This is a genomic window from Actinokineospora inagensis DSM 44258 (assembly GCF_000482865.1).
In the GTDB taxonomy this organism is placed as follows: domain Bacteria; phylum Actinomycetota; class Actinomycetes; order Mycobacteriales; family Pseudonocardiaceae; genus Actinokineospora; species Actinokineospora inagensis.
Window position 1 is genome coordinate 49,155 of the sequence record NZ_AXWW01000046.1, and the last position, 25,198, is coordinate 74,352.

Annotated in this window: 21 protein-coding genes and 1 pseudogene; 17 read left to right on the top strand and 5 right to left on the bottom strand. The window is 68.9% G+C overall.

Annotated elements, in window-relative coordinates:
* Positions 1-127: 127 nt before the first annotated feature.
* The 3 genes from H504_RS38815 to H504_RS0117850 all read right to left on the bottom strand — a co-directional run bounded on the left by H504_RS38815 (position 128) and on the right by H504_RS0117850 (position 2,179).
* Positions 128-538: an Imm1 family immunity protein gene (locus H504_RS38815; protein ID WP_051385997.1), complete on the bottom strand. Its 411-nt coding sequence runs from the start codon at positions 536-538 to the stop codon at positions 128-130.
* Positions 539-875: 337 nt separating this feature from the next.
* Positions 876-1,088 (bottom strand): hypothetical protein, encoded by a 213-nt coding sequence (locus H504_RS0117845; RefSeq protein ID WP_026423880.1) that lies wholly within the window; start codon positions 1,086-1,088, stop codon positions 876-878.
* A 233-nt stretch (positions 1,089-1,321) separates the two neighbouring features.
* Positions 1,322-2,179: an alpha/beta hydrolase gene (locus H504_RS0117850; protein ID WP_026423881.1), complete on the bottom strand. Its 858-nt coding sequence runs from the start codon at positions 2,177-2,179 to the stop codon at positions 1,322-1,324.
* 188 nt (positions 2,180-2,367) lie between these two features.
* Between H504_RS0117850 and H504_RS0117855 the strand changes: the two genes are divergently transcribed.
* Both H504_RS0117855 and H504_RS0117860 read left to right on the top strand, forming a co-directional pair.
* Positions 2,368-3,963: a methyl-accepting chemotaxis protein gene (locus tag H504_RS0117855; protein WP_035304753.1), complete on the top strand. Its 1,596-nt coding sequence runs from the start codon at positions 2,368-2,370 to the stop codon at positions 3,961-3,963.
* A gap of 116 nt (positions 3,964-4,079) precedes the next feature.
* Positions 4,080-6,158, top strand: coding sequence for a catalase (locus H504_RS0117860; protein ID WP_026423883.1), 2,079 nt, complete (start codon positions 4,080-4,082; stop codon positions 6,156-6,158).
* Positions 6,159-7,175: 1,017 nt separating this feature from the next.
* Here H504_RS0117860 and H504_RS0117865 read toward each other — a convergent pair.
* On the bottom strand, positions 7,176-8,771 hold the full coding sequence (locus H504_RS0117865) for a phytoene desaturase family protein (RefSeq protein ID WP_026423884.1): 1,596 nt from the start codon (positions 8,769-8,771) through the stop codon (positions 7,176-7,178).
* Positions 8,772-8,787: 16 nt separating this feature from the next.
* On the bottom strand, positions 8,788-9,099 hold the full coding sequence (locus H504_RS0117870; RefSeq protein ID WP_026423885.1) for a hypothetical protein: 312 nt from the start codon (positions 9,097-9,099) through the stop codon (positions 8,788-8,790).
* A gap of 198 nt (positions 9,100-9,297) precedes the next feature.
* Here H504_RS0117870 and H504_RS0117875 point away from each other — a divergent pair, with 198 nt between their 5' ends.
* From H504_RS0117875 to H504_RS35730, 15 genes and pseudogenes are all read left to right on the top strand, one after another.
* Positions 9,298-10,152 carry an STAS domain-containing protein gene (locus tag H504_RS0117875; RefSeq protein ID WP_026423886.1) on the top strand — a complete coding sequence of 285 codons (855 nt, stop codon included), beginning with the start codon at positions 9,298-9,300 and terminating at the stop codon, positions 10,150-10,152.
* Positions 10,149-10,526: an STAS domain-containing protein gene (locus H504_RS0117880; protein WP_281173640.1), complete on the top strand. Its 378-nt coding sequence runs from the start codon at positions 10,149-10,151 to the stop codon at positions 10,524-10,526. Before H504_RS0117875 ends, H504_RS0117880 begins: the two co-directional genes overlap by 4 nt.
* Positions 10,523-10,921, top strand: a complete 399-nt coding sequence (locus H504_RS0117885; RefSeq protein ID WP_026423888.1) for an anti-sigma regulatory factor — start codon at positions 10,523-10,525, stop codon at positions 10,919-10,921. Before H504_RS0117880 ends, H504_RS0117885 begins: the two co-directional genes overlap by 4 nt.
* Positions 10,918-11,955, top strand: coding sequence for an ATP-binding SpoIIE family protein phosphatase (locus tag H504_RS0117890; protein WP_245614319.1), 1,038 nt, complete (start codon positions 10,918-10,920; stop codon positions 11,953-11,955). Before H504_RS0117885 ends, H504_RS0117890 begins: the two co-directional genes overlap by 4 nt.
* On the top strand, positions 11,945-13,666 hold the full coding sequence (locus H504_RS0117895) for a sensor histidine kinase (RefSeq protein WP_026423890.1): 1,722 nt from the start codon (positions 11,945-11,947) through the stop codon (positions 13,664-13,666). Before H504_RS0117890 ends, H504_RS0117895 begins: the two co-directional genes overlap by 11 nt.
* Positions 13,663-15,210 (top strand): fused response regulator/phosphatase, encoded by a 1,548-nt coding sequence (locus H504_RS0117900; RefSeq protein ID WP_026423891.1) that lies wholly within the window; start codon positions 13,663-13,665, stop codon positions 15,208-15,210. The genes H504_RS0117895 and H504_RS0117900 overlap by 4 nt, the downstream gene beginning before the upstream one ends.
* Before the next feature lie 1,171 nt (positions 15,211-16,381).
* Positions 16,382-17,653 (top strand): peptidase, encoded by a 1,272-nt coding sequence (locus H504_RS35710; RefSeq protein ID WP_157440492.1) that lies wholly within the window; start codon positions 16,382-16,384, stop codon positions 17,651-17,653.
* A gap of 125 nt (positions 17,654-17,778) precedes the next feature.
* Positions 17,779-18,096 carry a hypothetical protein gene (locus H504_RS0117910; RefSeq protein WP_211239350.1) on the top strand — a complete coding sequence of 106 codons (318 nt, stop codon included), beginning with the start codon at positions 17,779-17,781 and terminating at the stop codon, positions 18,094-18,096.
* Positions 18,054-18,899, top strand: coding sequence for a hypothetical protein (locus tag H504_RS41375; protein WP_157440493.1), 846 nt, complete (start codon positions 18,054-18,056; stop codon positions 18,897-18,899). Before H504_RS0117910 ends, H504_RS41375 begins: the two co-directional genes overlap by 43 nt.
* Positions 18,899-19,957, top strand: a complete 1,059-nt coding sequence (locus H504_RS35720) for a CbiQ family ECF transporter T component (protein ID WP_035304755.1) — start codon at positions 18,899-18,901, stop codon at positions 19,955-19,957. The genes H504_RS41375 and H504_RS35720 overlap by 1 nt, the downstream gene beginning before the upstream one ends.
* Complete coding sequence (locus tag H504_RS0117925; protein WP_026423894.1) at positions 19,954-21,555, top strand: ABC transporter ATP-binding protein; 1,602 nt, start codon at positions 19,954-19,956, stop codon at positions 21,553-21,555. Before H504_RS35720 ends, H504_RS0117925 begins: the two co-directional genes overlap by 4 nt.
* A complete protein-coding gene (locus tag H504_RS35725; protein ID WP_035304757.1) occupies positions 21,552-22,346 on the top strand; it encodes an ECF transporter S component in 795 nt (264 codons plus the stop codon). Before H504_RS0117925 ends, H504_RS35725 begins: the two co-directional genes overlap by 4 nt.
* On the top strand, positions 22,336-23,349 hold the full coding sequence (locus H504_RS0117935) for a peptidase (protein ID WP_026423895.1): 1,014 nt from the start codon (positions 22,336-22,338) through the stop codon (positions 23,347-23,349). Before H504_RS35725 ends, H504_RS0117935 begins: the two co-directional genes overlap by 11 nt.
* A 164-nt stretch (positions 23,350-23,513) precedes the next feature.
* Positions 23,514-24,458: a helix-turn-helix domain-containing protein gene (locus H504_RS0117940; RefSeq protein WP_051386000.1), complete on the top strand. Its 945-nt coding sequence runs from the start codon at positions 23,514-23,516 to the stop codon at positions 24,456-24,458.
* Positions 24,459-24,807: 349 nt separating this feature from the next.
* A pseudogene (locus tag H504_RS35730) lies at positions 24,808-25,198 on the top strand (transposase); the annotation flags it as partial.

Consider the following 25,198-nt stretch of genomic DNA (forward strand, 5'->3'; position numbering starts at 1 on the left):
TGCCACCCCGCTGTGGACACCCGTTCAGCTTGTGGACAACTACCCTGGTCACCTGCCCGCGCCCCGTGCCACCCCGAGACGGGGCGTGGCCTGCTCGGACTGCCTGTCGGCTCCCGGGGGTCGTCGGTCAATCGGCGTGCATCTCCTTCCAGGTGACGGAGGTCGGCCGGTCTCCGGTTGTGAGGAACTCCTGCGCGGCCTTGACGACATCTGTGAACGGGATCTCGCAGTAGGCGGGGGTCGGCCGCTCGTGACTCATGTAGTCGTAGCTCAACAACTCATCGCCCGCGTCGGGGTTGCCCAGGCTGAACCACAGTCCGGGCCAGTTGCCTCCGGTGAAGCTGAGGGCGCCAAGGTTGTCGTTCACGCCCACGCCGAACTCGATCGCGTCCGAGTCCTCGAGGTACCACTGCATGAACACAGGAATGTCGAACTTGCGCGAGTCGGTTTGGGCGCGATCGAGGAGTGCTGTGACATCTTCCGGGGTTCGGAGAACGGTGGGTTCGTCCTCATCGAAGAACGCACTTACCGCGATCATGGCTTGGCCTTTCCGTGGTACATCTTGTAGAAGCCTCCTGTCCCGAGAACCGTCATAGTGTATCCCTTTGGGGGATCAGGGTGTCGCACCCGAGTTTGCCGGTGCATGGGATGTTGTTGATTGCCAATGTGACGTGCTGGATTCTCCATCTGCCGCGCGTTTTGGCTGAGGGGCGTCGACGGGCTCGGTCCTTGTTCTGTGGTAGATCGGAAGGCAATCCGGCGCGAAGGCGTTGCCCTTCCGCGGCTTGTGAGGAACTGGGTGTCGGGCCGCCGGGTGGTCGACCGGTTGTGCCGAGGAGGTGGTGGTCCGCGGACGATTGGATTCGTTGGGCCGCTTATTCAAGCGTGGTGTCGAGGTCACGGAGATATTGTTCGGCCAGTCCGATCGCCTGGCTGATCAGGGTCGCGCGGCCGGTCTGACTGAGGAGCGCGGCGACTTCTTTGTCCACGGAGTCCAGTGCCTGATGCCAGTCCTTCAAGCGCGTCTGGAGGTCGGATACCGACCTGGTCAGTCGCATTAGGCGTCCGGCGTCATCGGCGATGGACATCGCGTCATCCCAGATGTTCAGGATGTCGGGAATGTGAAACTGTCTCCCCGATGAACACCGCGACCTCGATGCGTCAACCCACCCTGTACCTCACCAATGCCGCCCGCACCCACGATGAGATCGTGGCCCACCGGAACACGGGGCGGGCCGGTTCGGCCAGGTCACCGGTTACACCGGCGCCCCGCCCCGCCTGCCCGCCCCACCGCCGCTGGCCGGTACCGGCCTCGGTCAGCTCACTGATCGGCCGCAGGCTGGTCGGTGAAGCGGTTGATGAACCGCAGCGCCGTGTCGGCGACTTCGCGCCAGCCGCTGTCGATGGTCAGTGAGTGTCCGCGGTTCGGCAGCTCCTCGATCTCGGTGACACCGGGGTTGCCCTGTTGGCGTTTGTACGCGCCGTTGGCCAGTGCCCATGGGACTGTGTGGTCGCGTTCGCCGGAGATGATCAGCAGGGGGCCGCGGTCGGGGTTGTCCGTGTCCACCTTGGCCTCGGTCCACGGGTTGAGGTTGGCGGCGGCGGCCTGGAACAGCGGGGCGCCCGGGGCGGGCACGGCGAAGGTCTCGAACAGTTGCTCGGCTTCCTGCTCGGGGACGGCGTTGGCGAAGGCGTAGCGGAACTGGTCGAGGGTCAGCGGGACCGCGCGGTGCCGGTTCGCCGGGTTGGCCAGCACCGGCGCGGACGCCCGCAGCGCCGAGATCGGCAGCGGCAGCACGCCGCGGAACGGTGCCGGGTCGATGGCCACCGAGGCCACCGACAGGCCGCGTCCGGCGAGGATCTGCGTGATCAGCCCCCCGAACGAGTGACCCACGACGGCGGGTTTGCGGTCCAGTGCGCCGATCAGCTCCGCGACGTGGTCGGCGACCTGCCCGACGGTCTTCCCGGCGAGCACCTCGGGGTGGGCGTTGGCCTCGGCGGCGGTCTCCGGGTCGTCCGGCCAGGACGCGGTGACCGGGGCGTACCCCGCGGCGTCGAACACGGCCGCCCACCGGTCCCAACTGCTGGGCAGCAGCCACAGGCCGTGCACGAAGACGACGGGGGTGCGACCGGAGGCGTTGGCCCGGTCCACCTGCTCGGTGTCGTGAACGTTGTTCATGGGCACCAGCCTCGCGGTCCGTACCCGGTCCGGGTATGAGCCACACAGCCCCACCGGACCTGGGCGCACGGCCCTTCCGCACCGGGCCCGTCACGTGATAGGGCCGTCACCCGCCGGTGGCTCAGACCCGCCCCCCGCGTGCCGAATCACCGCGGGACGAGTGGTCTCCTCGGGTGAAGGGTCGGCAGATGGCGGCAGGGCGGGGTGTGCTGGGGCGGGTCAACGACCTCCCGGTGACGGTGAAGATCTTCAGCGCGGTGGCGGCGGTCCTGGCGGCCTTCGCCGTCGTGGTCGGGTTGAGCCTGAGCGGGTCGGGGAAGCTGACCGACGGCGCGCGGTTGGTCTACACGCGCGGCGTCGAGGCTACGCAGACGCTGGCGAAGGTGCGGGCGGACATCCTCACCGACCGCAACTTCATGCTGAACTACTACATGTCGGACGCCGAGTGGCGGCCGAAGAACAAGCAGTCCATGCAGGCGCTGGACGCCGAGATCGAGTCGACCCTCGACACGTACGCCGGTCAGACCGCCGACTCGGCGACGCTGTCGGCGCTGCGGGACACCTGGAAGGGCTACCTGTCGGTGCGCGACACGCAGATGATCCCGTCGGCGGACGCGAACAACCTGGGCAGCTTCTGGGACGGCTACAACAAGGCCGACGCCCTGACCACCACCATCGACAAGCAGTTCGGGACGCTGACCGCCGCCCAGGCCGCCGCCGCCCAAGCCGCCGCCACCGACGTGGCCGACACCGGCAGCAGCACCAACCGCCTGATCCTGGGCGGCGCGGGCATCGGCCTGCTGCTGGGCCTGCTGCTGGCATGGCGGGTCGCCGCCGCCGTCACCCGGCCGCTGCGCCGGGTCACCGCCGTGCTGGAGGGTGTCGCCGACGGTGACCTGACCCGCCGGGCGGACGTGCACGGCCGCGACGAGGTCGGCCAGATGGCCGCCGCGCTGAACCGGGCCACCGACAGCATGCTCGACACCGTGCGCACCATCAGCACCAACGCTGCGGCGCTGACCGGGTCGTCCCGGGACATGGCCAAGGCGGGCGACATCCTCGCCGGTGGCGCCGCGCAGACGGCCGACCGGGCCGGTGCGGTCCGCCAGGCCGCCCAGGACGTGTCGCTGCACGTGCAGACCCTGGCCACCGCGTCCGAGGAGATGGGCGCCTCCATCCGGGAGATCTCGTCGAACGCCTCCGACGCGGCGCGGGTCGCCACCGACGCGGTCGAGTCGGCGCGGGAGACCACCGAGATCGTCGGCAAGCTGGGTGAGTCGTCGGCCGAGATCGGCAACATCGTCAAGGTCATTACGTCGATCGCCGAGCAGACCAACCTGCTGGCGCTCAACGCCACCATCGAGGCCGCTCGGGCCGGTGACGCGGGTAAGGGCTTCGCGGTCGTCGCCGGTGAGGTGAAGGACCTGGCGCAGGAGACCGCGCGGGCCACCGAGAACATCGCCAGCCGGGTGCTCACCATCCAGGGCGAGACCTCGTCGGCGGTCGAGGCGATCGAGCGGATCTCGCAGATCATCCACCGGATCAGCGACTACCAGAACACCATCGCCTCGGCGGTGGAGGAGCAGACCGCCACGACCGGCGAGATGAGCCGCAGCGTCGCCGAGGCCGCCTCGGGCGCCGACGCGATCGCGCACACCGTCACCGACGTCGCCGACGCGGCCGCCTCCACCAGCGACACGGTGGGCGCGTCCCGGGAGACCGCCGCCGTGCTGGCCACCATGGCCGGTGAGCTGAACGACGTGGTGTCCCGCTTCCGAGTCTGAGTCCTGACCCCGCCCCGTGGCCGGTGTCCCCCACGCGGGGACACCGGCCACGGACGTTTGTCGGCCCCATGCCTGGGTAAGCGGTCGGTGTTCCCAAACGCCGAAGGAGCCGACGCATGTCCAAGCAGCGCGACCTCGACCCGGACCGGGTCGACCAGGACGGCCCGCTGACCACACAGCAGGGGGTCCGGATCGGCCACACGGACGACTCGCTGCGCGCGGGCGATCGCGGCCCGACGCTGCTCGAGGACTTCCACGCCCGCGAGAAGATCACCCACTTCGACCACGAGCGGATCCCCGAGCGGGTCGTGCACGCAAGAGGCGCGGGTGCCTACGGCCACTTCACCCCGTACGACGACTCGCTGGCCGCGTACACGGCGGCGACGTTCCTGACCGACCCGTCGGTCACGACCCCGGTGTTCGTCCGGTTCTCCACCGTCGCCGGGTCGCGCGGGTCCGCCGACACCGTGCGGGACGTGCGCGGGTTCGCCACGAAGTTCTACACCCAGCAGGGCAACTACGACCTGGTCGGCAACAACATGCCGGTGTTCTTCATCCAGGACGGGGTCAAGTTCCCCGACTTCGTGCACGCGGTGAAACCCGAGCCGCACAACGAGATCCCGCAGGGCCAGTCCGCGCACGACTCGTTCTGGGACTTCGTGGCGCTGCAGCCGGAGACGCTGCACATGGTGCTGTGGCTGATGTCCGACCGCGCGCTGCCGCGCAGCTACCGGATGATGCAGGGCTTCGGCGTGCACACGTTCCGGCTGGTCTCCGCCGACGGGCGCGGCACCTTCGTCAAGTTCCACTGGAAGCCGGTGCTCGGCACGCACTCGCTGGTCTGGGCGGAATGCCTGCGCATCAGCGGCGCCGACCCGGACTTCCACCGCCGCGACCTGTGGGAGAACATCGAGGCGGGCGCCTTCCCGGAGTGGGAGTTGGGCGTGCAGTTGGTCGACGAGGCCGACGAGTTCGCCTTCGACTTCGACCTGCTGGACGCCACGAAGATCATCCCGGAGGAGCGGGTGCCGGTGCGGCCGGTGGGGAAGATGGTGCTGGACCGCAACCCGGAGAACTTCTTCGCCGAGACCGAGCAGGTCGCCTTCCACACCGCCAACATCGTCCCGGGCATCGACTTCAGCAACGACCCGCTGTTGCAGGCCCGCAACTTCTCCTACCTGGACACGCAGCTCATCCGGCTCGGTGGCCCCAACTTCGCCCAGATCCCGGTGAACCGACCTGTCGTGGACGTCCGCAACAACCAACGCGACGGATACGGCCAACACCGAATCCACCGCGGTCGAACCTCTTACTCCCCCAACACCCTCGGCGGCGGTTGCCCTGTCGTGGACGGTCAATACCCGGAGGTCTTCGAGCACTACCAGGAGAAGGTCGAAGGCACGAAGATCCGCAGGCGCAGCGAGAGCTTCAAGGACCACTACAGCCAGGCGGCACTGTTCTGGAACAGCATGTCTACTGTGGAGCGCGAACACATCGTCGCCGCCTTCCAGTTCGAACTCGGCCACGTGGAAACCCCGGAAATCCGCTCCGCGGTCGTCGACCAGCTCACCAAGGTCCACCCGGACCTCGCCGCCCAGGTCGCCGCGGGCTTCGGCCTACCCACACCCACCACGGGCAAGCCCGCGAGCACCGAAACCTCACCCGCCCTGTCCCAGTCCCGGCAACCCACAGACACGATCGCCACCCGCAAGATCGCCGTATTGGTCACCGACGGCGTCGACGGTCCAGGCCTGACAACGGTGCTGACCGAGTTGAAGAATCGTGGTGCCACACCGGAAGTCCTCGCCCCACACGGCGGCACCGTCCAAACCGCCGACGGCGGCGAACTCCCCGTGGACCGCGTGATGACATCAACAACATCCGTCCTCTACGACGCCATCCTCATCCCAGACGGCACACAAACCCTCACCACCGACGGCCACGCCCGCCACTTCGTCGCAGAAGCCTTCAAACACCACAAAACAATCGCCCTCTCCGGCACCGGCCGAGAAGTACTCACCGCCGCCGGACTAGCCGTGACCACAGCCGAAGGTCAAGACGTTGCCGTTGACGCAGGCGTCGTAACCACCCCCAAGTCCGGCCCCGACCTCCCAGCCAATTTCACCGAAACCTTCGCCAAGGAAATCGCCACCCACCGCACCTGGACCCGCAACACAGACGCCATCCAAGCCTAACCCAACCGTCACCACCACCACCACCACCTCCATCATCACCGCAAGCCCCGCCAACCCACACGCGCGCCCAAAAACCCGCCCCACATCGACGAAGCGCCACACTTGCACCGCCCACACACACACACACACACACCAAAGCCCACCCTGAATCGACGAAGTCCCACACTGGCACCGCGCGCCTCGGGACCCGCCGACACCAACTGCCCGTTGTGGTGGAGTTGTTTTGTTTGGGGGGAGCGGTGGCCTAAGCCGGCCGGCGGGGAAGGCCACGCTTTCCAGTGGCCCCGCCTTTTAGCCTTACCCAGGCTGCCGCTAGGGGCCCCAAACAAAACAACTTCACCACAACGGGCACTTCAGCTTTAATCTGGCGCCCATGGCCGGCGTCGCCGCCAGGCGACAAGGCCGAGTCTCGAGGCGCAGCCGAGGCTCAGAGTCCCCTGCGTCGGCCCTCATGCCCCCGAGACTGTCGGTGGGTTCGTCTAGGCTGTGTATTCAGGGGCTCATGGTCAGGTTGATCATGGTTGGCCGGGGTTGTCGGTGGTTGCGTCTAGGCTGGGTATTCGGGGGCTTTCGTCCGGGTTGATCATGGCGTGAGGGGTCTCTGGGCCTCGCTGCGCTCGGGGTTCGGCCTTGTCGCCTGGCGGCGACGCCGGCCACGGGCGCCAGATTAAAACGGTAGTGCCCGTTGTGGTGAAGTTGTTTTGTTTGGGGCCCCTAGCGGCAGCCTGGGTAAGGCAAAAAGGCGGGGCCACTGGAAAGCGTGGCCTTACCCGCCAGCCGGCTTAGGCCACCGCTCCCCCCAAACAAAACAACTTCACCACAACGGGCGGTTGGTGTCGGCGGGTCCCGAGGCGCGCGGTGCAGGTTGGTGGGCTTCGTCGATGAGGGGTGGGCTTTGGTGTGTGTGTGTGGGCGGTGCAAGTGTGGCGCTTCGTCGATGTGGGGCGGGTTTTGGGCGCGCGGTGCGGGGGATGGCGTTTATTCGATATGGCGTGGTGGTAGGGGGGTGGTGTCGTTCTAGTCGGTAATTGCTGGTAGACCGTGCAGTGCGCGGTGTGTCCCACGCATCGCCGGGCGGTATGCTGGGCCGTACCAAGAATTCGCCGCCAAGGCTGCTCGTGCCGCATTTGCTCCTGCCGAGCCGTGCACACCACCGCCAGGATGCGCCGAAGCACTGGCCAGGAACAGCCGTTCGATGACGGTGTCCGCGCGTCCCAGCCCAGGGGTTGGTCGGAACACGAGCTGCTGGTGGATTCCTGCCGTCCCCGCGTTGATCGCCCCGCCGACCAGGCTCGGATTGCCCCGCTCAAGGTCACCAGGCCCCGACACGACCCGGCCCAACACCAGGTCTCGGAAACCGGGCGCGTGCCGCTCAACCGTCCGCTCCACCCGGTCCGCCCACTCCGCAAGCCGCTCGACGGGCCAAGAGCCGTCCCTGGGTACGTGGCTATAGAGCCACGCCGACTCGGTACCGGCAGGGGAGCGGCTTGGGTCGGCGGTCGTCATTTGTCCTAGCAGCAAGAAGGGCTCCCCGGGCACCCGCCCGGTGGCCAAGTCCGCGTCAAACTGCACGGCCCCGGCCGTGTCGACCCCCAAGTGGACGGTCCCGGCGGCAGACGCCTCGGCCGCGCGCCAGGGGATTGGGGCGGACAATGCCCAGTCGACCTTGATGGTGGCGTCGTCCCAGTGAAAGCGGTCCAGGTCACCTACGAGGCTTGCGGGTAGCACGCCGTGATCGAGCAGTGACCGGTATAGCGCCGGCGCGGGCACATCAGCCAGCACTGCCCGCTCGGCCCGCAGCGGTTCGCCGTCGGCGACAACACCAACGGCTTTGCCCTGGGCGACGAGGACCTTCGTCACAAGCCGACCGCATTCGACCTGGCCGCCGCGTGCTTGGAGTCGTTTGACCATGGCGTCGGTCAACGCTCCGGCACCGCCCAGGGGGACCGGAAAACCGACGTCCTGCCCGAGCATTGCCAGCAGCCATCCGAAGATCGCGCCGCCCGCCTTGGTCGGTCCGAGGTCGGTGTGCAGCGCGTTGCCCAGGATCAGCATCCGGGCGCCCTCGCCCGCGAACCGCTCTTGGCCGTACCGGAGCGCGGGCAGTGTTGCCGTTCGCGTTGCCCGCAGCGCGGCGCCGATGCCGAGCTTCTTAAGCATCCCCAGCCCGGCTCGCACAGGGGGAAATGGTCGTAGGAGCGCCTCCAGCAACTCGTCCTTCACGCTCTGGTACCGAGCGAACTCGTTGCGCCACGCTGCGGCATCCCCGGGTGCGAACTCGGCCACAGACGCCGCCGTGCGCTCTACGTCTCGAGACAGCAGCACGGCACGGTCGTTCGGAAACACGTGCGCCGAGACTTCCGGGGCCTGCCTCCATCGCAAGCCGTAATCGGCTAGCCCCAGTTCAGTGAGTACGGGCGACGCCGCTGCCAACGGGTGGAACGCGCTATAGAGGTCGTGCTTGAAACCGGGCACGGTCAACTCCGCCGTGCGGACAGCACCACCCGGTTCTTCTGTCGCTTCCAGCACCAGTACAGACCAACCCGCGTCGGCCAGTACGTTCGCAGCGACCAACCCATTGGGCCCACTGCCCACGACAATCGCGTCGACCATGCGTCCAGGATGACTCTTACGCCGGAGTGACGCGCCACTCCTCTTGCCACCCGTGGTGCGCGTCATAGGCGGTCGCGAGGAGTCGTAGTGTGTCTTCGTCGGCTACGGGGATTTCCGCGCGCAGCAACGGCGCCTTCTCCGCGAACGGCACCGGTTCGCCCGACGCGCCGGGCGTCAGCAGCAGCCCACTACCGTCGTCGCTGCGCAGGATACGCAACCGCCCCAGCCGCTCCGCTTCGTCCAACAGCGGAACCCCACCTGCGGCGACTCGGCGTTCGTCCTCGGCGAGCCGTTCGAGCAAGAACGCGCGCACCGCTTCGAGGTCCATACCCCGTTGACTACCCGTACCCGCGACCGGCCACACGTCGGCGTTAGGGTGGTCACGTATCCGGACGAGGTTGAGCCCACAGCCCCGGTGAATGACCTCGGAACACCGGACATCCTGGCGTGGAGCCGTCGGACCGAGGTGGCCCGAACGTGAAGACCCGGCGCTAAGCTCCGCCGGTCGGCTCGACTAGGAGGCAGGATGACCAACGGAACCGGGCGCTCGGACAACCTCGCGGATCTGCTGCGTGCGGGCTCGACCCCGCTCGCCGCACGCTGGGTCGAGCTCGCCGCCGCCCCGCTCAAAGGCAGGCTGAGCGTCGCCGAGTTGGCCCGCGAGCTCGATGAGCTCTACGCCGCCATCCTGGCCGGGGTGGCCAGCGGCAGCCGCGACATCCAGGCAGAGCCCTACGCCGAGGCCCGCGCCCTGCTCGGCGACCTGTCCCGCCGCCGGGCCCGCGCCGGGTTCACCCCGTCCGAGACCGCCATCGGCGTGTTCGCACTCAAGCAGGCCCTGTTCGAGCTGGTCGACCGGGCCGAGGTGGGCGGCGGGCTGCCCGAGGTCGTCGCCGCGTCCCAACTGCTCGACGGGCTCGGCCTGTGGACCTTCGAGGCCTACGCCAAGGCCCGCGAAGAGGTCATCGACGAGCAGGCCGAGCAGTTGCTGGAGCTGACCACGCCGGTCGTCAAGCTGTGGGACGGCGTGCTGGCGGTGCCGCTGGTGGGCACCCTGGACTCGGCGCGCACCCAGGTCGTGATGGAGAAGCTGCTGGAGTCGCTGGTCGTCACCGGCGCCGCGCACGCCATCATCGACATCACCGGTGTGCTCGCGGTGGACACCCAGGTCGCCCAGCACCTGCTCAAGACGGTGATGGCGGCCCGGCTGATGGGTGCCGAGTGCACCATCTCCGGCATCCGCCCGCACATCGCGCAGACCATCGTCGGCCTGGGCATCGAGTTCGGCGACATCACCACCAAGGCCTCGCTGGCCGACGCCCTGCGGCACGCGCTGCGCCGGTCCGGGGTCGACGTGATCGCGGCCGACGGGCGCCGGTGACCGGCGTGGAGCGCATCCCCATCCTCAAGATCGGCGACGTGCTGCTCGCCTCCATCCAGGTCGACCTGCAGGACCGCGACGTGCTGGCGCTGCAGGAGGACCTGGCGGAGAAGATCAGCGCGACCGGGGCGCACGGGGTGGTCCTGGACATCTCCGCCGTCGACATCGTCGACTCGTTCATCGGCCGCATGTTCGCCACCATCGCCGCCACCTCGAAGCTGTTCGACGCGCACACCGTCGTCGTCGGGATGCGGCCCGCCGTGGCGATCACCCTGGTGGAGCTGGGGTTGACGCTCGGCGAGGTGCGCACCGCGCTCGACCTGGAGAAGGGCCTGGCCATCCTCGCCGAACTCGGCGAGCAGGCGCCCCGGTGACCCGCGAGGACATCCCGATCGTCGCGGACGAGGATGTCGTGCGGGTCCGCCAAGTCGTGCGGTCCTACGCGCAGCGGGCCAAGCTGTCCCTTGTGGACCAGACGAAGCTCGTGACGGCGACCAGCGAGCTGGCCCGCAACACGCTGACCTACGGCGGTGGCGGCAGCGCCGTGGTCGAACTGCTCGGCGAGGGCAGGCGGCAGGGCGTGCGGGCGAGCTTCCGCGACGACGGCCCCGGCATCCCGGACATCACCCTGGCGCTGACCGACGGGTGGACCAGCGGGCAGGGCATGGGCCTGGGGCTCAGCGGCGCGCGCAGGCTGGTCGACGAGTTCGACCTGGACACCGCGGTCGGCCGGGGCACCACGGTCACCGTGACGAAGTGGTCCCGGTGACCGCCGGGGACCACCTCCCGACCGCCGAGGACGTCGCCTGGTTGCCGGTGGAGGAGCCCAGCGCCGTAGGTGCGGCCCGCCGCGCCGCCACCGGGCTGGCCGAGCGGCTGGCGTTCCCGGAGAACCGCGCGGCCGAGGTCGGTTTGGTCGTCACGGAGTTGGCGACGAACCTGGCCAAGCACGCCGATCAGGGTGTGTTGCTGCTGCGGGCTCTGCGCACGGTGGACAGAGCTGAATTGGAAGTGGCCGCGGTCGACCGCGGTCCCGGTATGGCCGACCTGGATCTCGCTTTTCGTGACGGCCACTCCACGACAGGCACTCTCGGTATCGGTCTGGGCGCCGTGGTCCGATTGTCGGACTCTTACGCTGTCCGGTCCGTAGTGGGCCGGGGAACGATTCTTACCGCGAGGTTCTGCCCGGACGAAAGCCCGAGGCGGCGCACTACAGCTGTCGATACCGCGGCGGGGGTGACCCGCCCGATGGGCGGTGAGCAGATCTGCGGCGACGCCTACGCGATTCGACGGCAGGACAACCGGATGCTGCTGATGCTCGCCGATGGCTCCGGCCACGGTCCGCTCGCGGCGTCGGCGTCCCAGGCAGCGGTAAGAACCTTTCTTGACGCGCCGTGGACATCGCCTGAGGAACTGGTGCGCATGCTGCACACCGGTATGAACGGCACCCGTGGCGGTGCTGTAGCGGTCGCCGAGTTGGACCCAGCCGCGTCTCTTGTCCGCTACGCGGGCGTTGGCAACATCGCGGGCACCGTGGTGTCTGACCGCAAGCGCGGCATGGTTTCGCTACCGGGCATCGCGGGCTACCAGGCGCGGACCATCAAGCGGTTCGACTACGAACTCCCCGATGACGCCGTCGTCGTGCTGCACTCGGACGGGCTGACCGAGCGGTGGACCGCGGATCCGCTCGACCTGTGGCGCGCGCGGCCACTGGTGATCGCCCTGGAGTTGCTGCGGGACGCAGGTGTGCGCCGGGACGACGCGAGCGTGGTGGTGGCCAAGGCAGGCGTGCATGAATCCTGAACTGTTGGTGCTGTCGCTGTCCGGTGAGCAGGGTGTGTTCCTCTTGCGGCGGCGCGGCCGGGAAGTGGCGCGCGCCATCGGTATGGAGGCACAAGACCAGATCCGCGTCGCGACCGCGTTGAGCGACCTCGGCCGTTTACTGCTCGCCGACCAGGTCCCGTTGACCGTCACCTTCGAACTACGGCCCCAACCTGTCCCGTCGTTGGGGGTAAGGCTCATGACCGGGTTGTCGAGCGCGCCGGTATCCGAGCAGGGGTGGGTCACTGCGGAGAGGCTGCTCGACGAGGTCAAGATTGAACACCGTCGTGGTCGGGTAGAAGTGACCGTGCGCAAAGCCCTGTCCGTAGGCACGTCCTACCCCGGTGACACCAGGATCGCCCGGTTGCGCGAGGAGCTCAGCGGTCTAGAGGCAGGCAACGCTACCGACGAGCTGCGCGCGCAGAACGAGGAGCTGCTGCTCACCCTCGACAGCCTCGAACGCAAACAAGAGGAGTTGTTGCGCCTCAACGCCGAGCTGGAGGAGACCAACCGCGGTGTCCTGGCCCTCTACGGCGAGCTGACCGAGGAGCTTGACGAGACCAACCGCGGTGTTGTCGCCCTCTACGCGGAGCTGGACCAGAAGTCGATCGAGCTGAAACGGGCCAGCGAGGCCAAGAACCGGTTCTGGTCCAACGTCAGCCATGAGGTCCGCACCCCGGTCAACTCGATCGTCGGCCTGGCCCGGCTGCTGCTCGGGCCGGGCGCCGACCCGCTCACCGACGACCAGCGCAGGCAGTTGGAGCTGGTCAACACGTCCGGCACCGGGCTGCTCACCCTGGTCAACGACCTGCTGGACGTGGCCAAGGCCGAGTCGGGGCGGGTCGAGCCGCAGCCGGTCGAGGTGGACCTGCGGATGCTGTTCGCCCAGCTCCGCGACGGGTTCCTCCCGGTGACCCGGGACGGCGAGGTGGCGCTCGTGTGCGATGAGCTGCCCGACGGCCCCGTCCTGCGCACCGACTACACGCTGCTCATGCACATCCTGCGCAACCTGGTGTCCAACGGTCTCAAGTTCACCGAGCACGGTGAGGTCCGGGTCACCGCGGCCGTCGATGGTGCGGACTGGCTGTTCACCGTGTCCGACACGGGTATCGGCATCCCCGCGGACCATGTGGACAAGGTCTTCGAGGAGTTCCACCAGGTACCCAACCCGCTGCAGGCGCGCTCGGCGGGCACCGGCCTCGGATTGCCCTACGCGCGGTCCCTCGCCGAGGTGCTGGGCGGGTCGCTCGATCTGCGGAGCACGCCTGGTCAGGGCACGCTTGTCACCGTGCGACTCCCCCAGAGCGCGGTCGAGGCCGAGGCCCGGCCGCGGTCGGTGCTGCTGGTCACCGCCGACGACACCCTGCGCGCCCGGCTGACCACGGTGATGGGCCCACTGGTCGGCGAGGTCCGGGAGACCGCCGACGGGGTGGGCGCGGTGCTGATGGCCGCCGCCGCGCCACCCGGGCTGCTGGTGCTGGACCTGGCCGCCCCGCACGCCGAGGACTGCCTGCTCGGGCTGCGCCGCGAAGCCCGGCTGACCGGGACCCCGGTGCTGGCCCTGCAGTCGGCCGAGCACCGCGACCGGGAGCTCGGTCTGGTGGTGGTGCGCACGTCCCAACTGTCCACCGAGTCGGTCCGCGACGGCATCCGCCGCGCGCTGACCGCCGCCCCGACCGAGCCATCCCCGTGACCGGCGCGGGTTTCGACGACCAGGACCGCCCGGCCCGCATCCTCGTCGTCGACGACAACGAGGCCAGCCGCTACATCACCGGCGGCTGGCTGCGCCGCAACGGCCACGAGATCGTCGAGGCGGACACCGGCGCCGGTGCGCTGTCCGCGGTCCGGGTGCCCGGGATCGACCTGGTCATCCTGGACGTCAACCTGCCGGACATGAGCGGCTTCGAGGTGTGCGAGGCCATCAAGAACGACCCGCTGACGGCGGCGCTACCGGTGGTACACGTGTCGGCGAGCCTGATCGAGGCGAGCGACCGCGCCGTCGGATTGACCCGCGGCGCGGACGCTTACCTCAGCGAGCCGGTAGACCCGGGGGAGCTACTGGCCACGGTTAAAGCCGCCTTGCGGTATTACCGCGCTCGGGCAGCGGCTGAACGGTTGGCTGCACGGTTGTCCCGGCTAACCGCGGCCAGCCTGCGGATCAACGCCGCGCGAACCTTCCCGGCATTGGTCACCGCGGCCGCGCAAGGTGCAGCCGCTGTGCTGGACAGCGCGGCGACAGTCTTGCTGCGGTTGCGCGACGGCGGAGAGATGTGGGGGAGCGCGGGCCCCAGCGGCGAGGTGACTCTGTCCGCCACCCCGCTCATCGAGCACCTCGCGGACGAGGAGTTGTTGGACGGCACGACATCCGCGGTGCGAACGTTGCCCGACGGCCAGACCTGCGCGGTCCTGGCCCGGATCAAACCCGACCAACCCATCACGTGCGTCGCGTTGCCGGTGCAGTCGGTCGTGGCCCCGGACGAACGCGACCTGCTCGTCCAGATCGGACTGACCACCGCCGTCGCTGCGGAAGGCCTGCGCGCGTTCGCGGACGAACACGACATCGCGTTGGCGTTGCAGCGGAGCCTGCTGCCGAGCGGCCTACCACGGGCCACCGGCGTCACGATGGCCGCCCGATACGTCCCCGCGTCCACCGTGGCCCAGGTGGGCGGCGACTTCTACGAGGTCACCGAACTGGGCGACCGGTTGCTGGTGGCCATCGGCGACGTCACCGGCCACTCCATCGAAGCCGCGACGATCATGGGCGAGGTCCGGCACGCCCTGCGCGCCTACGCCATCGAAGGCCACCCGCCGGACCTGATCGTGGACCGCCTCAACGCCATGCTCCGCCGCTTCCACCCCGACGGCCTGACAACCCTGTGCGTCCTCCTGCTGGACAAGGCAACCGGCCGCGCGACCTTCGCCAACGCAGGCCACATCCCACCCCTGATCATCGACGGCGACGGCGCCCGCTACCTGCGGTTGCCGGGCGCCCTACTGGGCGTACAGGCCCCCCGCCCCGCACCGACCACCCTGGACATCTCACCCGGAACAACAATCGTGCTGATGACCGACGGACTCATCGAACGCCGCACCGTCCCGTTGGACGTGGACATGGAACACCTGCGCGCGTCAATGCGGGCGGACGAGTCACCAGAAGCCATCTGCGAACGACTGCTCAGCAGCTACGGCCGCCACAAAGACGACGACATCGCGTTGCTGGTCCTCCACCGCGATTGATCTTCACCGTCGTGGAGTTGGGCTACTGGGCGCTGGGCGGCTGATCTTGTCGGTGGGTCGGTCTAGGCTTGTATTCAGGGGCTCAAGTTCGGGTTGATCATGGTTGTTGGTCGGCGGGGCGATCTTGTCGGTGGGTCCGTTTAGGCTGTGTATTCGGGGGCTTTGTTGTCGGTTGATCTTGGTGTGAGGGGTCTCTGGGCCTCGGCTGCGCCTCGGGGTTCGGCCTGGTCGCCTGCCGGCGACGCCGGCCTCGGGCGCCAGATGACGCGGCTGCGCCCGCTGGGGTGAACTTGTTTTGTGTGGGGCCCCTACGGCAACCGCACGGTAAGGCTAAAAGGCGGGGCCACTGGAAAGCGTGGCCTTACCCGCCAGTCAGCTTTGCGGTTGCCGTCCCCCCACACAAAACAAGTTCACCCCAGCGGGCGGTTGGTGTCGGCGGGTCCCGAGGAGCGGGGGGCGAGTTGGTCGCGATGCTTCTTCGCTTGGTTGGCGGTTGGTGTCGGCGGGTTTCGAGGCGCGCGGTGCGGGAGTGGTGCTTCGTCGATGCAAGGACGGGGGGTGGGGTGGGTGGCGCTCGTCGATGGGGGCCGGGGGTGTTGAGGCGCGCGGGGTTGGTTGGTTGCGGTGCTTCGTCGCCCGGTTGGTGGCTGGGGTGGGCGGGTTTCGAGGCGCGGGGTGGGGGTGGGACCTCGTCGATGGGGGCGGGGGTTGGGGGTAGGGCGTGGGGGTTGGGTGTTGGTTGGTCTGGCTGGGCCGGGTGGTGGTGTTGGATGCGCTGAACGGGTGAGGGTGGGTGGCTTCGGGTTGATCACAATTTGCCCAACGGTGGACGTCTGATTGTGAGGGGTGTGGGGGTTTTTCGTTGTGGGGGTGGGAATGGGGGGCAGCAGGGTTCTCGTCGGGTGATGGGGGTGACCACGGACGGATCTTGCGGGGGTTCGGGGTGGGTGGGCATGATCCGATCGAAACAAGCATCCGTGTCGTGCGGGGGAAGTCCGGTCGAACTCCGGCGCTGGCCCGCAACGGTAAGCCGTCCGGGGAGGCGGTGAGCCCGAATGCCCGTGTGGCGCGGCGTGCTCCGAACCGTCGAGGACTGCGGGGTGGGGCCGGGCTCGCGCTGGTCACGCGGGGCCGGGATCCGGTCGCGGCCTCTGGGTGAGAGGCAGTGCGCATGAGCGGGCAGGGTGGGCGGGGCGCCAGAGCGGCGGCGCGGGGCGGGGTGGCGGCGTTCGCCGTGGCGCTTGTCCTGGTGCCGGTGCAGGCTCGGGCGGCGACTCCGGCGGCCGATGACACGGCGGCGGGGTGGTTGTCCCGGCAACTGGTGCAGGGGCAGTGGGTGGAGAGCACCCCGTCGTTCCCCGATTTCGGGTTGACCGCCGACGTGGTGTTGGCGTTGGACGCGGCGGGTGTGGCGAGTGACGCGTCGGCGAAGGCGGCCGGGTTCTTGGCGAAGCCGGACAACGTGCTGGAGTACGCCGGTGACGGCGCGGCCGAGTCGTACGCGGGGCCGTTGGCCAAGTTGGCGTTGGTGGCGGAGTCGCGGGGGTTGAACCCCAAGTCGTTCGGCGAGGTCGACCTGATCGCGCAGTTGGGGAAGCTGCAGGCGGTGTCCGGCCGGTTCACCGACGTGTCCGCTCAGCCGGACGCCTCGAACGGGTTCAGCCAGGCGCTGGCGGTGTTGGCCCTGGAGCGGTCCGGGGGCGCCCCGGCGAAGGCGGTTGACTTCCTGGTGGGCACGGCCTGCCCGGATGGCGGGTTCCCGGTCGCTTTGGACGGTGCTTGTGTGTCCGATGTGGATGACACGGCGCTCGCGGTGCAGGCGTTGCTGGCCGCAGGACGCACCGACGCCGCGAACGCCGGGTTGACTTGGTTGGTGGGTAAGCAGTCTGCTGCGGGCGGCTTCAAGGCGAACCTGCCTAACTCTGTCGACAACGCGAACTCGACCGGTCTAGCCGCGCAGGCGTTGCGTGTGGGTGGCAAGACTGCTCAGGCTGACAAGGCTGTCGCGTTCCTGCTCACGTTGCAGCAAGGGTGTACAGCGGCTGAGCCGTTGCGCGGGGCGATTTTGTACTCGGCCGGACAGACCGAGAACGCCGTTCGCGCTACCAGCCAGGCCATCCCGGGCGTCGTGGGTATCAGCTACGCCAAGGTGAGCGCGGTCGGCGCTACCGCAGACGTTCCCACCGTCGACTGCACCGCACCGACGACCACCACTACTACTACGGCGCCCACCCTCGACCCCGTCCTCAACCCGAATGACGGCACCAACACAGGTACGGGCAACATCGTGGGTAACCCGTCGCCGCAGGGCGCACGTTCGCCCGCGCTCGCCGCGACCGGCACCTTCCACCCCGCTGTCGCCTGGTTGGGCTTCTTACTCCTGGCGAGCGGTGTCGCCCTGGTCGCGTTGAGCCGGGCCCGCCGCATTAGGGGTAACTCGTGAAGACCGCAGTTCGTCGTACCGCTGCTGTTTCCGCTGTCGGTCTTATTGCCGGTGCCGTTTTCGCCAGCAGTGCCACACCCGCACAGGCGACCGGGTGCGCTGGGACGAGCGGTGTAACCGTTGTCGTGGACTTCACCGCGCTCGGTGGCTCTGTCCAGCGCACGTGCGCGCCGGGTGACCCCACTTCCGGTCTCACTGCGTTGACGGGTGCCGGTTACACCTACGCGTTCGTGCCCCGACAGCCCGGTTTCATCTGCCGGATCAACTCGCTGCCCAACCCGTGCAACGGCGCACCGGTCACCGCGTACTGGTCGTACTGGCACGGCACCCCCGGCGGCACCTGGTCCTACAGCAGCAGCGGCGCGGGCAGCTACAACCCCGCTCCCGGGACCGTGGAGGGATGGTCGTTCGGCGCGGGTACGGCACCCACGCAGGCACCGTGACGGTTCGCCTCCTCGTCACCGTTCTCCTCGCCGCCGCCGGGATCGTCGTCGGTGCGCCGACGTCGTCTGCGGCGGTGTGCGGGGGCAACGGGGTGACCGTGGTCGTCGATTTCGGGTCTCTCGGTGGGGGAGTGCAGACGGGCTGCGCGTCGGGTGACCCCGCCAGTGGTCTTACCGCGTTGGCTGATGCGGGATTCGGGTACACCTTCCCGACGAGGCAGCCCGGCTTCGTCTGCCGTATCAACAACCGCCCCGGCCCGGACGCCGATCCCTGCGTGAACGCCTCACCGGCGACCGCCTACTGGTCTTACTGGTACGCCGACCGTGGCGGATCGTGGACCTACAGTTCGTTGGGCGCGGGCAACCGCGATCCGCGTGCGGGGACTGTGGAGGGCTGGTCGTACGGCTCGGGCAAGGCCCCGACGATGGCTCCACCGGCCAAACCAGCGGCGCCCCCCGCGCCCACCACACCGCCCGCGCCGCCACCCCTGCCTCCGCGTGCGGAGCCGACAATCGTCCCCCCGTTGACGCTGACGCCCATCGCGGGATCGGAACCCACCAGCAGCACGCCACCTACGACAACGACAGCGCCCTCTTCGTCGTCCGAGCCGATCACCACGACCGGGTCATCGATGTCGGTGACATCGGCATCGGTGGCGTCGGAAGTGCCTCAGCCACAGCCTGTCGCGTCCGAGCAGAAGTCCGGTGGCTCGACGACGGTAATCGTGGCGGGCGTTGTTGTTGTGGCCCTCGCCGTGCTCGCCTTCATCACCGCTCGGCGACGCCGGGCCAGGGACGACTAGTGCGGTCACCCCACTCCGGGGCGTGGTGGCTGTGGGCGCTGGGTCTTGCCGTGGCGGCCAGCCGTACCACGAACCCGGCCCTGCTGGCCATGATCGCTGTCGTCGCCGGGTTCGTCGCCGTGCACTGCCGGTCGTCGGCGCCGTGGTCGTCGGCTTACGGCATGTTCCTCAAGTTCGGGCTGGTCGTGATCGGCATCCGACTCGTGTTCTCTGTCCTCGTCGGTGGCATCAACGGGCCCACAGTGCTGTTCACCCTGCCCGAGATCCCTCTACCGGACTGGGCACAGGGCATCCGCCTCGGAGGCGCGGTCACCACCGAAGGACTCGTCTACGCCCTCTATCAAGGACTTCAACTGGCTACGCTGCTCGGCTGCGTTGGTGCCGCGAACGCACTCGCTGATCCCCGCCGTCTGCTTAAGTCGGTGCCAACCGCGCTCTATGAGGTGAGCGCAGCCGTAGTAGTCGCGTTGACTGTGGCACCGCAGTTGGCCGTGTCAGCCAAGGCTGTTCGACGAGCACGGGTGCTGCGAGGGGATACCGCGCACGGGTGGCGGGCGATTCGCACCCTGCTCGTGCCCGTGTTGGAGGACGCGTTGGATCGGTCGTTGCATCTTGCCGCAGCCATGGACTCGCGCGGGTACGGCCGCACCGCCGGGATACCGCGACAGACCCGACTCCTGACCGCTGCCCTCGTCATGGGCGGCCTCGTCGGTCTATGCATTGGTGCCTACGGCCTCCTTGATGCCGAAGCCCCAGTGTTCATCGGCGGTCCTGTCCTCGCGATCGGCGTTGTCCTGGCTGTCGCGGGCCTCTTAGTCGGATCACGTCGTCTGCGCCGCACGCGTTACCGCCCGGATCGCTGGACAGTGCCATCGGTGTTGATTGCCTCGTCGGGTGCGCTCGCTGGCGCGGTCACCGTTCTCGCCGAGTCGTTCGGCGATGCTTCGCTGGTCCCGTCGACAGTGCCGTTAGAGCTACCGGACGTGCCACTGCTACCGACCATCGGTGTGCTTGTCGCGCTGCTCCCGGTGTTCCTCGTCGGGGAGGGTCGCTCTTGATCCGGTTCGAGCACGTATCGGTGTCCTACGGCGACAACCTCGTCCTGTCCGGCGTCGACCTGACGGTGCCCGAAGGCGAGCTGTGCCTGGTCGTCGGCAATACCGGAGCCGGAAAGTCGACCCTGCTGCGCGCGGTCAACGGCCTCGTCCCGCACTTCACCGGAGGCACCCTGGCCGGACGCGTGGTGGTCGACGGCCGGGACACCGCGACCCACCCGCCCCGCGAGCTTGCCGACGTCGTCGGACTGGTCGGGCAGGACCCGGTCGCCGGATTCGTCACCGACACCGTCGAGGAGGAGTTGGCCTACTCGATGGAATCGCTGGCGGTCCCCGAGGCCGTCATGCGTAAACGCGTCGAGGAGACCATCGACCTGCTCGGCCTGGCAGACCTCCGCGGTCGACCGCTGGCGACCTTGTCCGGCGGGCAACAGCAACGGGTCGCGATCGGTGCCACGCTGACTGCTCATCCACGGGTCCTCGTGCTCGACGAGCCCACCTCGGCCCTCGACCCGGGGGCCGCCGAAGACGTTCTCGCCGCCATCCACCGCCTCGTGCACGACCTCGGCATGACCGTCCTGATCGCCGAACACCGCCTGGAACGCGTCGCTCAGTACGCCGACCGAGTCGTCTGGCTGCCGGGTGGGGGAGCCGCGCCGATCGCGGGTGATCCCGGCCCCGTGCTCGCCGAGACACCGGTCGCGCCGCCCGTCGTCCGGCTCGGTCGCCGCATGGGCTGGACGCCACCGCCAGTGTCCATCCGCGACGCCCGCCGGCTGGCCGAACCGCTGCGCGAACGTTTGCGCACGGTGGCACCACCTGCTACGGAAACGCTTGCGGGTAAGGAGATCCTCGTTGCCCACGGAGTCACCGTGCGATACGGCAAGACGACTGCCGTGCAGGAGTTGGCGTTAACAGTCGCCGTGGGGGAGAGGGTCGCTGTTATGGGCCGCAACGGCTCAGGCAAGTCGAGCCTCTTATGGGCACTCCAAGGCTCAGGAAAACGAGCTTCCGGCACAGTCACCGTCAACGGTTCCGACCCCGCTGCCCTCAAGCCCGCTGCCCGCCGCGCACGGATCGGGCTGGTCCCACAGCAACCCAATGAACTGCTCTACCTGCACACGGTCGCCGCCGAGTGCGCCCAAGCCGACACCGAGTCCGGCCGACCAACCGGCACCTGCCGGACCATCCTGGACTCCCTTACCCCGGGCATCCCCACCGACATCCACCCGCGCGACCTGTCCGAAGGCCAGCGGCTCGCCCTGGTCCTCGCCATCGCGCTCACCCCGCGTCCGGACGTGCTGCTGCTCGACGAACCCACTCGGGGCCTCGACTACCCCGCCAAGACCCGCCTGGCGGACACTCTCCGCGCTCTTGCCCGCACCGGGCACGCCATCGTCTTGGCGACCCACGACGTCGAGTTCGTCGCCGAGTACGCCACCCGGGTCGTGGTGATGGCCGACGGCGAGGTCGTCGCGGACGGTCCGGTTGGTGATGTCGTCACCGCCTCGCCGGTGTTCGCTCCCCAGGTCGCCAAGGTCCTCGCCCCGCAACCCTGGTTCACGGTCGCGGCCGTTGAGACCGCGTTGGACGTCTTATGAACCCGGTGCGAATCGGTCGACGCTCGGCGGTGGCTCTTACGCTGTCGGCCGTACTCGGTGTCGCGGCGTTCTGCTGGCCACTGGTCGTAGACCCGGGTGCCGGTATCGCTCACGGTAGGGACGCCCCGCTCGTGTTCGCGTTACTGCTACCGGTCGCCTTGGCGGTGGTACTCGCCGAGCTCGCCGACGGCGGGATGGACTCCAAAGCCGTGGCGATGTTGGGTGTGCTTAGCGCGTTGGGCGCCGCGCTGCGGCCACTGGGCGCCGGTACCGCAGGCATCGAGACCATCTTCTTCCTGATGGTCCTCGCCGGTCGCGTGTTCGGCCCGGGTTTCGGTTTCGTGCTCGGTAACACCACCTTGTTCGCCTCCGCCCTGCTGACCGGTGGTGTCGGGCCGTGGTTGCCCTATCAGATGTTCGGAGCCGCCTGGGTAGCCCTCGGTGCCGGGCTACTGCCCAAGGTGAGCGGTCGTCTCGAACTGGTCTTACTCGCCTCTTACGGCGCTGTGTCATCCCTCTGCTACGGGATGTTGCTCAACCTGTCGTTCTGGCCGTTCGCGCTGGGGGAGGGCACGACGCTGTCGTTCGTGCCGGGGGCACCTGTCGCGGACAACCTCACCAGGCTCGTCCTCTTCTCCCTGGCCACCTCACTCGGCTGGGACGTAGGCCGCGCCGTGACCACCGTCGTGCTCGTGCTCGCCACCGGACCCGTGCTGCTGCGTGTGTTCCGTCGGGCGGCTCGACGCGCTCAGTTTGTCCAACCCCAGGAAGGAACTCCGCGTGAGACGTAGGACCCTCGTCGTCGCCTTGGCCTGTGCCGCCACCGTTGTCGTCGCCCCGGTGGCCCAGGCCGCCCCGACCCACATCCCCAACCAGGCCGCCGCCGGGTGGCTGGCCCGCCAGCTCGTCGACGGCGACCACATGGTCACCGAGTTCGGCGGCGTCACCTACCCCGACCAGGGCCTGACCATCGATGTGGTTCTCGCCCTCGCCGCCACCCGCACCGCCGACGACCACGGCGCCGCCGCCCTCACCTGGCTCTCCCGCCCGGACGTGCTCGGCGGCTACACCGGCACCGACGGCGAGTCTTACGCGGGCGCCACCGCCAAGACCGCCCTGGCCGTCGAGGTCCGCGGCGGTAACCCGGCATCGTTCGGCGGTGTCGACCTGATCGCTCGGCTGCGCTCGCTGCAGACCCCGGCGGGCCGCTTCTCCGACGTCTCCGCCTACGGCGACTACAGCAACACCATCACCCAGTCGCTTGCCGTCATCGCCCTCGGCCGCACCCACGCGGGTGCACCCGCGAAGGCCGTTGACTTCCTTGTCGCCGCACAGTGCGCGGACGGCGGCTTCCCGGTCGCGTTCGGTAGCGCTACCTGCGTCAGTGACACCGACGCGACCGGTTTCGTCGTACAGGCCCTCGCCGCAGCGCACCGTTCGACCGGGTCCGCGCTCGATTGGCTCGTCGCGCGCCAGCAGTCCGGTGGCGGTATCGCGTCGGGCGCGGGCAACGGCACGCCTAACGCGAACAGCACAGCGCTTGCCCTGCAGGCGTTCCAGGCCGGCTACCGTGTCCTTCCCGGACTCCGTGCCCGCGCGTACCTGCTGACCCTGCGCGTCACCTGCTCCGGCCCGGCCGCTGCTCGCGGCGCGATCGCCTACGACACCAACGGCTTCGACGCCGCCACCGCTGCTCGGGCCACCCCGCAGGCCGCGCTCGCGCTCAGCGCACGTCCACTGTCGACGCTGACCGCGGCAGGCTCCTCCGACGACGCGCCGACCTTGGCCTGCTAGCCCGAATGGCCTGGCCGGACCCGCTCCGGCCAGGCCATTCTGTGTATTGCTTCTCAGGTCGACCCGCCGTTCCCCCTTGAGTGTGACGCGGTCGTGCGCCCATGCTTGCAGGCACACGACACACCAGACATACGAGACCAAGGCGCACTCCGGGGAGAGCACACGTGACGATGGCCGCGTCGACCACCGACGACGGAGCGGACCTGTCCGCCGAGCTGGCCGCCGTGCTGCGCACCGGCCCGTTCGACCGCGCCCTCGACCTGGCCATCCGCCGCCGCGGCCTGAGCCTGGAAGCCGTCCAACGGCGCATCGCCCTGCGCGGCGCCACCGTCAGCCAAGCCACCCTCAGCTACTGGCGCCGCGGCGGCCGCCGCCCCGACGGCGACCGTTCCCTGCGCGCCGTCCGCGCCTTGGAGGACGCCCTCGGCCTCCCCCGCGCCGCCTTGGAGCGCCTCATCGCGCCCACCCGCCCCCGGTCCACCGAGGACACCGCCGCGGGCCTGGCCACCGTGCTGGACCTGACCCCCGCCGCCATCGAATCCTGCGACGGCATCGACTTGGCGGGCAACGCCCGCCTCGCCCTGATGTCGGTCCACGAACACGTCCACATCGGCCCAGACCGCACCGAACGCCTGGTCCGCACCGAAATCGTCGCCACTGCCCGCTCCAACGGCGTCGACCGCTGGGTCTGCTTCTTCCACCCGCAGGACGGCGCGGGCCACGAACCCACCCTCTTGGCCACCGAATCCTGCCGCCCCGGCCGCCTCCGCCGCGACCCCGACAGCGAACTCCTCGCCGTCGAACTAGCCTTCGACTACCCCATCCGAGCAGGCGACACCTACGTCTTCGCCTACGAAATCGGCTACACCGGCCCACCCCCACGCACCGACTACTTCCAGTACGGCCTCCGCACCCCCGCCCGCCAACTCCTGGTCCAGGTCACCTTCGACCGAACCCAACCCCCCGTCCGCTGCTACCGCTACTACAAGTCCCCCACCACCCCCACCCCCACCGAAGCCGAACTCCCCCTCGGCCTCAGCATGACCACCCACATCGCCACCCCCGACGCCCACCCCGGCGTCCACGGCATCCGCTGGGAATGGGAATAACCAAAAAGAGTCCCCACCCCCACCCCCACCAGCCCCTCATTTGACCAACCGCTCCACCCAGTCATAGCCAACACCACAACACACCTGCACCACACGCCTCAAAAAACACAGCCCACATCGACCAAGCGCTACCCCCACCTCGCACGCCTCAAAAAAGCCAGCCCACATCGGCGAAGCGCCACCCCACCCCACGCGCCCCAAAAAAAGCTGGCCCAGATCGACGAAGTCCCACACTCGCACCGCGCGCCTCGGGACCCGCCGATCCCAACCGCCCGTTGTGGTGAAGTTGTTTTGTTTGGGGGGAGCGGTGGCCTAAGACCCTGTCTCGCGTGGTTGATCTTGGTGTGGGATGATCCACTTTGTGGATGAGTTGTCGTTGCGGTTGGTGCCGGATGAGTTGTGGGCGTTGGTGGAGCCGTTGATCCCGGGTTTCGTGGCGCGTCCGCAGGGTGGTGGGACGGCGCCGTTGGATGATCGGGCGGTGTTCACCGCGATCGTGTTCGTGGTGACCAGTGGGTGTGCGTGGCGGATGCTGCCGCGGTCGTTCGGGGTCACGGTGCCCACGGCGCATCGGCGGTTCACCGACTGGACGAAGGCGGGGCTCTGGACCCGGGTCCACCACGCCGTCCTGGACAAGCTCGGTGGACAAGGCCTGGTGGACTGGTCGCGGGTCGTGGTCGACGCCGCCGCGGTGCGGGCGAAAAAAGGGGATCTCCGACCGGGCCGAACCCGGTCGACCG

Excerpts from the sequence above, each read along its gene's own strand:
- H504_RS38815 (WP_051385997.1), bottom strand. The coding sequence starts at position 538 with ATGATCGCGGTAAGTGCGTTCTTCGATGAGGACGAACCCACCGTTCTC.
- H504_RS0117845 (WP_026423880.1), bottom strand. The coding sequence starts at position 1,088 with ATGTCCATCGCCGATGACGCCGGACGCCTAATGCGACTGACCAGGTCG.
- H504_RS0117850 (WP_026423881.1), bottom strand. The coding sequence starts at position 2,179 with ATGAACAACGTTCACGACACCGAGCAGGTGGACCGGGCCAACGCCTCC.
- H504_RS0117855 (WP_035304753.1), top strand. The coding sequence starts at position 2,368 with ATGGCGGCAGGGCGGGGTGTGCTGGGGCGGGTCAACGACCTCCCGGTG.
- H504_RS0117860 (WP_026423883.1), top strand. The coding sequence starts at position 4,080 with ATGTCCAAGCAGCGCGACCTCGACCCGGACCGGGTCGACCAGGACGGC.
- H504_RS0117865 (WP_026423884.1), bottom strand. The coding sequence starts at position 8,771 with ATGGTCGACGCGATTGTCGTGGGCAGTGGGCCCAATGGGTTGGTCGCT.
- H504_RS0117870 (WP_026423885.1), bottom strand. The coding sequence starts at position 9,099 with ATGGACCTCGAAGCGGTGCGCGCGTTCTTGCTCGAACGGCTCGCCGAG.
- H504_RS0117875 (WP_026423886.1), top strand. The coding sequence starts at position 9,298 with ATGACCAACGGAACCGGGCGCTCGGACAACCTCGCGGATCTGCTGCGT.
- H504_RS0117895 (WP_026423890.1), top strand. The coding sequence starts at position 11,945 with ATGAATCCTGAACTGTTGGTGCTGTCGCTGTCCGGTGAGCAGGGTGTG.
- H504_RS35710 (WP_157440492.1), top strand. The coding sequence starts at position 16,382 with ATGAGCGGGCAGGGTGGGCGGGGCGCCAGAGCGGCGGCGCGGGGCGGG.
- H504_RS41375 (WP_157440493.1), top strand. The coding sequence starts at position 18,054 with ATGGTCGTTCGGCGCGGGTACGGCACCCACGCAGGCACCGTGACGGTT.
- H504_RS35725 (WP_035304757.1), top strand. The coding sequence starts at position 21,552 with ATGAACCCGGTGCGAATCGGTCGACGCTCGGCGGTGGCTCTTACGCTG.